This window comes from Candidatus Ancaeobacter aquaticus (genome assembly GCA_030765405.1).
Lineage (GTDB): Bacteria > Auribacterota > Ancaeobacteria > Ancaeobacterales > Ancaeobacteraceae > Ancaeobacter > Ancaeobacter aquaticus.
Genome location: JAVCCP010000024.1, coordinates 1 through 7,096, shown reverse-complemented (window position 1 = coordinate 7,096; position 7,096 = coordinate 1). Strand labels below are relative to the sequence as shown.

Here is a 7,096-nt window from a genome sequence, read left to right as displayed (position 1 = left end):
TGAATAAATATTACGCGAAGTATCTGGTAAAAGTAACAGATGTAATGGGGCGCCAGATAAAATATAAGTATGACAGAAAACACAATCTTATAGAGAAGACATATTCTGACGGAGTAGAGGTAATTACAAAGTATGATAAAAAACACAGGGTAATAGAACAGGGCAGCAAAAAAGGAGAGAGACTGTTCAGCTTCAAATACAACGATGAAGCCAGAAAAGTAGAGTATTATGAAGGGGACAAAAAGAAGAAAGAATATTATTACAACAAAGACAATAAGATAACGAAGGTAATTGACGCTTTGGGAAATTATAGCCAGAGTAAGTTCGATGCCGATGGCAATTTAATAGAGTTTAGAGATAAAAACGGAAACATCCGGAAATACAAATATGACAACCTTGGAAACATTATTGAGTCAGAAGACCCATTGGGCGGTATAAGGCGGTATAAATATAATAAAAGGATAAATAAATTGGTAGAACGGGTTAATGAAATAGGCGCGGTAACAAAATATAGTTATGACCGGAATGGTAATTTAGAAGAGATTATAAATCCGATAGGAGACATAACAAAATATTTATGGGGCAGTTACGGGTTGCCTACGGCTATAGTTGATCCATTGGGAAATATGACGGGATTTTCCTACGATAAGAAGGGAAATGTAATAAAGGTAACGAGATATCTGGGAGCCGACCAGAAGGACGCGGTAGTCCAGTTGTATAATAGGGATGATATTGGGAGGGTGATTTTATATAGCGACCCCCGAGGGATAAAGACAAAATATAAATATGATCAAAAAGGGAGGGTCCTGGAGATATTAAGGAAAACGGAAAGAGGGAAATCCATTATTGTAAGGATGTCCTACGATGCGTTCAGTAATGTTATTGCCATAAAAGACATAATGGGTAATGTTACTGAGTTTAGCTATACAAAAGGTTGGTGGAGAAAACTAAGTAAAACAACCAATGCGGTTGGCGGCAAAGCAAAAAATATTTACGATGTGTACGGCAGACGAATAGGTTATATTAACGCTGCAGGAGATAAAACCAGATATAAATATGATCCAGCAGGAAGGCTCTCCGCGGTTATTATGGCAAACAAGTCCAGCCTGGAATACAAGTATGATCCTGAAGGAAACCTTGTTGAATTGACAGACCCACGAAGAAATAAGCTTAAATATAAATATGATAAATTAAACAGGGTTATTGAGGTTACAGACAGGAATGGCGACAAGACATTAAAGAAATATGATTTGGCGGGAAACCTGATTGAGTTGGTAGACCCCATGGGAGGCAAGGAGAGCTATGAATATAACGGTATAAACAGAGTAACGAAAAAGATAAACCAGCTTGGAAATGAAATCAGCTATGGATACAATCGAATGGGCGATTTGGCCTCAATAGGCGGTGAAGGCGGGAAAATCAGCCTGCGGTATAATACTGCTATAGGTAAGGTGTCGGAGATTTCATCAGGCGGTAATGACTTTATCAGGTACGAGTATGATAAAAGCGGCAATAGGATAAGGATTTTGTCGGATGATGGGCGCGAGATAAACATCTCATATGATAATTTTAACAGGGCAAAAAACATTAATGCCCAGGGAAAAGAAATAGAATATAAATATGATTTAAACGGCAATATAACGTGTGTGTCTTCAGGTAAAGAGATAAAAATATTATATGAATATAATAAATTGAATAAGGCAGAACAGATCGAATATGACGGAAAGAGGATAGCGCTAAATTATGACAAGCTGGGCAGAAGGATTGAAAAGACATTATCCAACAGTATAGTGGTAAGCTATTCATATGATCAGGCAGGAAATCTCATACAATTGGAAGCTAAGGATACAACAAATAAAACAATAGATTTTTTTAGATATGTATATGATGCCTCAGGAAACAGAATAGAGTCTGAAAGCATTTCAGGTAAGACGAGATATAAGTATGACGGATCGAATCAGTTAACAGAGGTTGAATATTCAAATGGTAATCGGGAAGAATATTTTTATGACGGGAATGGCAACAGGATAAAGTTTATTAGAAGTGAAAAGAAAGAAGGCCATATATTAAAGACTGAATCAAGATATTATTTTAATACGTTAAATCAGATGATAAAGGAGGTTGATAAGGTTGAAGGGACGGCTGGAGGAAAAAAGATGTTGTATGGATACAGCCGTAACGGAAATCTTGTAAGGGAATTATGCGATGATAAGGATACAGTATATTTATATGATTCCGGCAATAAACTTTCAGTTGTAAAGGTCAACGGGAAGGAAGAGGTCCAATACAAATATGATTTATTCGGCAGGAGGATAAAGAAGATAGAAGGGGATAAAACAACCGGTTATTTTTATGACGGCTCGAATATAATAATGGAATATGATGAAGAAGGAAAGATACTGTCCAGATATATAGGGGGTAAAGGGATAGACGAGATATTTGCCAAGGTATCAGGCGATAATGAAGAATATTATATTCATGATGGGCAGAATTCTATTAGGGCGGTTACTGATAGTGAAGGAAAGATAGTAAATAGATTTAGCTATAGCGCATTCGGCACTCCTCGGAGGTGGCCCGCAGGGACTACTCCGAGGTGTGCTTTTGGTTTTACCGGTCGTGAATTTGACAGCGCAACAGGCCTCTATTATTACAGGGCAAGATATTACGATCCTAAGTTGGGAAGGTTCACACAGCTTGATCCATTAGGTATGCCTGACGGAATAAATAGATATATATACGCGAGAAATAATCCCATAAGGTGGATAGACCCGTTAGGATTATGTTCAACGGGAGAAGGTGATTCGTTCTTTGATTGGTTTGATGACTTTTGGAGCAATGAAGCCGAGGCGGCAATATTAGGAGGTGTAGTCCTGCCGCCGTCAGCAGGGCAGGGTGCGGACCCTGCCAGAGACACTTTACCAAATATACCGTCAGATATAAATTTGCCGTCTATATCAGATATTATAGGTACGATTATAGATATTATTACAGGATTTTTTGGGGAAGGTGGTAATGACAGCGCTGATGGTTCAGGCGGAGTGCAAGGAGATGCTCCAAACAGTGATGGATCAATATTTGGGGATATATTTGGCGGAGACATATTTTTACCGCCGGATACATCCGGTGGAACAGTTGAGCCGTCGTCACCGCCAGAGAATACACCAATACCGCCGTCACTGCCGGTAACGATAGAAGGGCCGGTAACAGAAGAAGGCCCCGAAGTATATCCAATAGACGACACATCATCACCCAGAATAGATGAACCGATATATGAACCCCCTCCGCAGGATGAAGGAGTGCCAATAGAAGAACCAACACCACCGATGATAGTCGAGCCGGTACCTGATATACCTGATGAGCAGGAAGGAGTGCCGATAGACAGGCCAAGTACGGATGATATTATTAATAAAAGCGAAAAAGGGAAGGGTGGTAAGGAGGATTGGAATAAGAGTGATGAAGATAAATTAAATCGGCTTAAACGCGGGGAAGAAAAATCGGATGAAAAAATTTACCCTAAACCAGTATCCTCGGAGAAAAATCGTGATTATATATATAAAAAAGTTAATGAGATAAATCCACAACAAGATAAGTACAAGACGAAAACGGGTCGAGCAATAAATAATACTGTTAAAGCAATAGGTCAGACCATGGATTTTGCGGATCAATTGAGGACTGATAAGTAGGGGGATGTTTAATGAATGTAATGAAAACAGTTCAGAAAGTTTACGATTTAATGATGGATGGTGGTAATGAAAATTTGGATAAAGCTGCTAAGTTAATGAATTCGATTAAAAAAGAAGACTTAAAGAAATTATCAAAAACTGAATTAGGTGAATTTTCCCTTATTTGCGGGCAAATGGTTTGTTATAAAGAGTTTCCGGATGAAGCGATAAAGATGTTAAAAGCAGCGCTTAAATTAGTTGATGAAACTAAAAAAGCAGAGGTTTTGTATTTTATTGGATCTTCTTATAATGATAAAGATAATTATAAATTAGCCCTAAAGTATTTTAAAAAAGCATTAAACATAAAAAACTTGAGCGATAAAATAAAAATAAATATATTGGCTGAGTTGAGTCTTTGTTATAGAAATTTAGATAAATATGGAAAAGCATTAAGAAGTTATTATAAAATTATTGAAATATTTAAGGATAGTAAGTTAAGTTTGAATGATTATTACTATAATGCAGTATCTAGCATATCTACATGTTATTGGAAATTAGGTGAAGATAGAAAGGCAGACGATTATGCTAATGAAATACTGTTGACAAAGAATGTTCCTGATTGGGTTATGAAAAGCACATATTGTATTTTAGGTCATAGATATTTGGAAAAAAAGGAATATAAGAAGGCAAAGGAAAATTATAAAAAGGCGCTTAATCTAGCTGAAGAAAAAACTAATAAGGATTTTTATAAAGATTTAATTGCTGAATGTAATGAAGGTTTAAAAAAGAATAAACAGTAGTATTTCTGTCTTGATGAGATCAATCATAGCTAAAACTTTGGCTGATAGTCATCTATTTCTTCACTCCAAACCAGTATCCTCGGAGAAAAATCGTGATTATATAAATGAAAAAGTTGATGAGATTAATCCACAACAGGATAAGTACAAGACAAAAGCGGGCCGAATAATAAATAATACTGTTAAAGCAACAGGTCAGGGCATGGATTTTGCGGACCAGTTGAGGACTGATAAGTAGGGGGATGTTTTATGAACGTAATGAAAACAATTCAAAAAGTTTATGATTTAATGATAGATGGTGGTGATAAAAATTTAGATAAAGCTGATAAGTTAATGAATTCGATTAAAAATGAAGACTTAAAAAAATTATCAAAAACTGAATTAGGTGAGTATTTCTTTATTTGCGGACAAATGGCGTATTTTAAGGATTATCCAGATAAGGCAATAAAGTTATTAGAAGTGGTTTTAAAGATAATAGATGGAGAGAAAAAAGCAGATGCATTATTTTATATAGGATCCTCATATGTTGACAAAGATGATTTCAAAACTGCAAAAAAATATTTAATTGATGGATTAAATGTTAAGGATATTACAAAGCTAAGGCGTTTGAAAATATTGGTTGAATTATCTCTTTGCTGTAAAGATTTGGAAGAATATAAAGAAACTATTAATTATTGCAGTAAAGTTATAGATATGTATAAGAATGATCCAAATTTAGCTTTGGATTATTATTATATGACACTGTCTGATTTAGTAGTATGTTATTGGAAATTAAGTAAGAAACCGAAGGCATTGGAGTATGCTAATAAAATACTAACGGATGGAAAAGCACCTAACTGGATTGTTAGTAGTGTATATATGTTCTTAGGCCATATGAGTTGGGAAAATGATAGGGATTTTAAAACAGCAATTAAAAATTATAATGAAGCATTAAAATATGCTAAAAGCAAGAAAGATATAGATCATATTAAGAGATTGATTAAAGATTGCAAAGAAGATGAAGTTTATTTTAATAAACAGAAAAAGAAAGGTCACGCCTAGTTTTTAAGAAGCAATAGTACGTTATCCCTACCTCGATGAGGTTTGTCATAGGACAGATCATTCCTTAAAAGGTGAGTGTCCCCTGGTATGGAATACCGTGTCAATCCCTCAATAATATTTTTTTAATCAAACCATATTCAGACCATATTTTTAATGAGAAGGGCATTGAGTTGGTCGCTTCGACGATGAATCAACCTGGTATTCGTACATTGGGCTAAAAGCCTGTACATGATATAAACTTCGTCTGGGCCTGCCTTGATCTTTATAGCGCGAATTAAGAATTTAATCTTATCGCATAGGGGTCACAAGGATCTCCCTCTCGTACCAACTCTTACCCTTTCTCAATATATCTTTTTAAATTTTATGCCGTTTTAATTCCACTATAATTATTTTCATTAACCATTAACGACCAAATAAATCCTGTTAATTCTCTAGCCACCGCAACTACAGCTATTTTTTTATTCTTCCTAAACCCTAAATTTGTAAATCTTTTATATAAACGTTTTTGTGCTTTCCACGAGTAATTAATAACTTCCAAATCTTGTCCTTCTTGACGCTTTTTTAATTCTTTTGATATCCGCGGAGCATGACGATAGTGCCAAGCAGCCTCTACCAATATTCGCCTCAACCGACTATTGCCCGTTCCGGTTATTCTTCCATATCGTTGTTTTTTACCTGAACTATATTGGCTTGGAATAAATCCTAAGTAAGCCATTATTTCTCTTGGCTGACTAAATCTTTTACAATCTATTATTTCTGTCGCAAATGTAATTGCCGTTAAAACATCTACTCCCCGCAAACATCTCAACTTCTTAACTACTTCTTCATATTTTTTACTAAAGGCCAATTCTTTTATCCTTTCTTCTACTCCTACTAATTCCTGTAATTTATATTCCAATATTTCAATATAACGACACCATGTAAATTGATCCGCTTTATTCTCAAACTTGATTATTCTGATATAGTCCCAATGTTTTTGGGTCCAATTTTTTACTCCTTCATACCTTAATCCACGTACTTGTAAAAATTTTAGAATATACTGTTTCGATTGGTGAATTTCCTTCCTGATTTGGTCTCTCAATCGTACCACGCCACGATCTGCTTCAGCTTCTTCACTTGGGATATGCACAGCAACTAATTCTCCTGCTCGGTATAATCGTCCCAAATTTTGTGCATCTCGTTGATCTGTTTTTATCCGATCTCCTACTCGCTTCGGTATTAAACTTGGCGCTATTACTTCACACTTCACTCCGATCTCTTTCAGCCATCTATAAAATACATAACCACAACTTCCTGCTTCATAACACGCTCGGATATTATATTCCTTCTTTAATCTCTTGTAGAATTTTTGAATTTGTCCTTTATCATTCCGTATTACTTTTTCAATACTTGCTGTGTTTTCATTCCCTTGATAAACAGCGACCTTAATAAATTCCTTAATACCATGGATGTAAGTTTTTGTTGTGAAACACTTGATGAAGCTCTGGCAAAATACGGAACCCCTGAGATATTCAATTCGGATCAAGGGGCACAGTTTACGAGTGAGGCATTCATCAATAGATTAACAGCACAACAAATATCGATTAGCATGGATGG

5 protein-coding genes and 1 pseudogene are annotated in these 7,096 nt (G+C 35.7%); 5 read left to right on the top strand and 1 reads right to left on the bottom strand.

Annotated elements, in window-relative coordinates:
• From P9M13_02520 to P9M13_02505, 4 genes are all read left to right on the top strand, one after another.
• Positions 1-3,683 (top strand): RHS repeat-associated core domain-containing protein (locus tag P9M13_02520; protein ID MDP8262161.1); only part of this gene is annotated, 3,683 nt, incomplete at its 5' end.
• Positions 3,684-3,694: 11 nt separating this feature from the next.
• Positions 3,695-4,462 (top strand): tetratricopeptide repeat protein, encoded by a 768-nt coding sequence (locus P9M13_02515; protein MDP8262160.1) that lies wholly within the window; start codon positions 3,695-3,697, stop codon positions 4,460-4,462.
• A gap of 13 nt (positions 4,463-4,475) precedes the next feature.
• Entirely contained in the window at positions 4,476-4,697 is a 222-nt protein-coding gene (locus P9M13_02510; GenBank protein MDP8262159.1) for a hypothetical protein, read from the top strand.
• Positions 4,698-4,708: 11 nt separating this feature from the next.
• A complete protein-coding gene (locus P9M13_02505) occupies positions 4,709-5,500 on the top strand; it encodes a hypothetical protein (protein MDP8262158.1) in 792 nt (263 codons plus the stop codon).
• Between the two features lie 361 nt (positions 5,501-5,861).
• On the opposite strand, the gene P9M13_02500 is transcribed toward P9M13_02505, so the two are convergent.
• Entirely contained in the window at positions 5,862-6,929 is a 1,068-nt protein-coding gene (locus tag P9M13_02500; protein ID MDP8262157.1) for an IS110 family transposase, read from the bottom strand.
• 9 nt (positions 6,930-6,938) lie between these two features.
• On the opposite strand from P9M13_02500, the pseudogene P9M13_02495 reads away from it, so the two are divergent.
• Positions 6,939-7,096: pseudogene (locus tag P9M13_02495) on the top strand (DDE-type integrase/transposase/recombinase).

What these genes read in the sequence shown, in the direction of transcription:
- P9M13_02515 (MDP8262160.1), top strand. Translation starts at nt 3,695, where the DNA reads ATGAATGTAATGAAAACAGTTCAGAAAGTTTACGATTTAATGATGGAT.
- P9M13_02510 (MDP8262159.1), top strand. Translation starts at nt 4,476, where the DNA reads ATGAGATCAATCATAGCTAAAACTTTGGCTGATAGTCATCTATTTCTT.
- P9M13_02505 (MDP8262158.1), top strand. Translation starts at nt 4,709, where the DNA reads ATGAACGTAATGAAAACAATTCAAAAAGTTTATGATTTAATGATAGAT.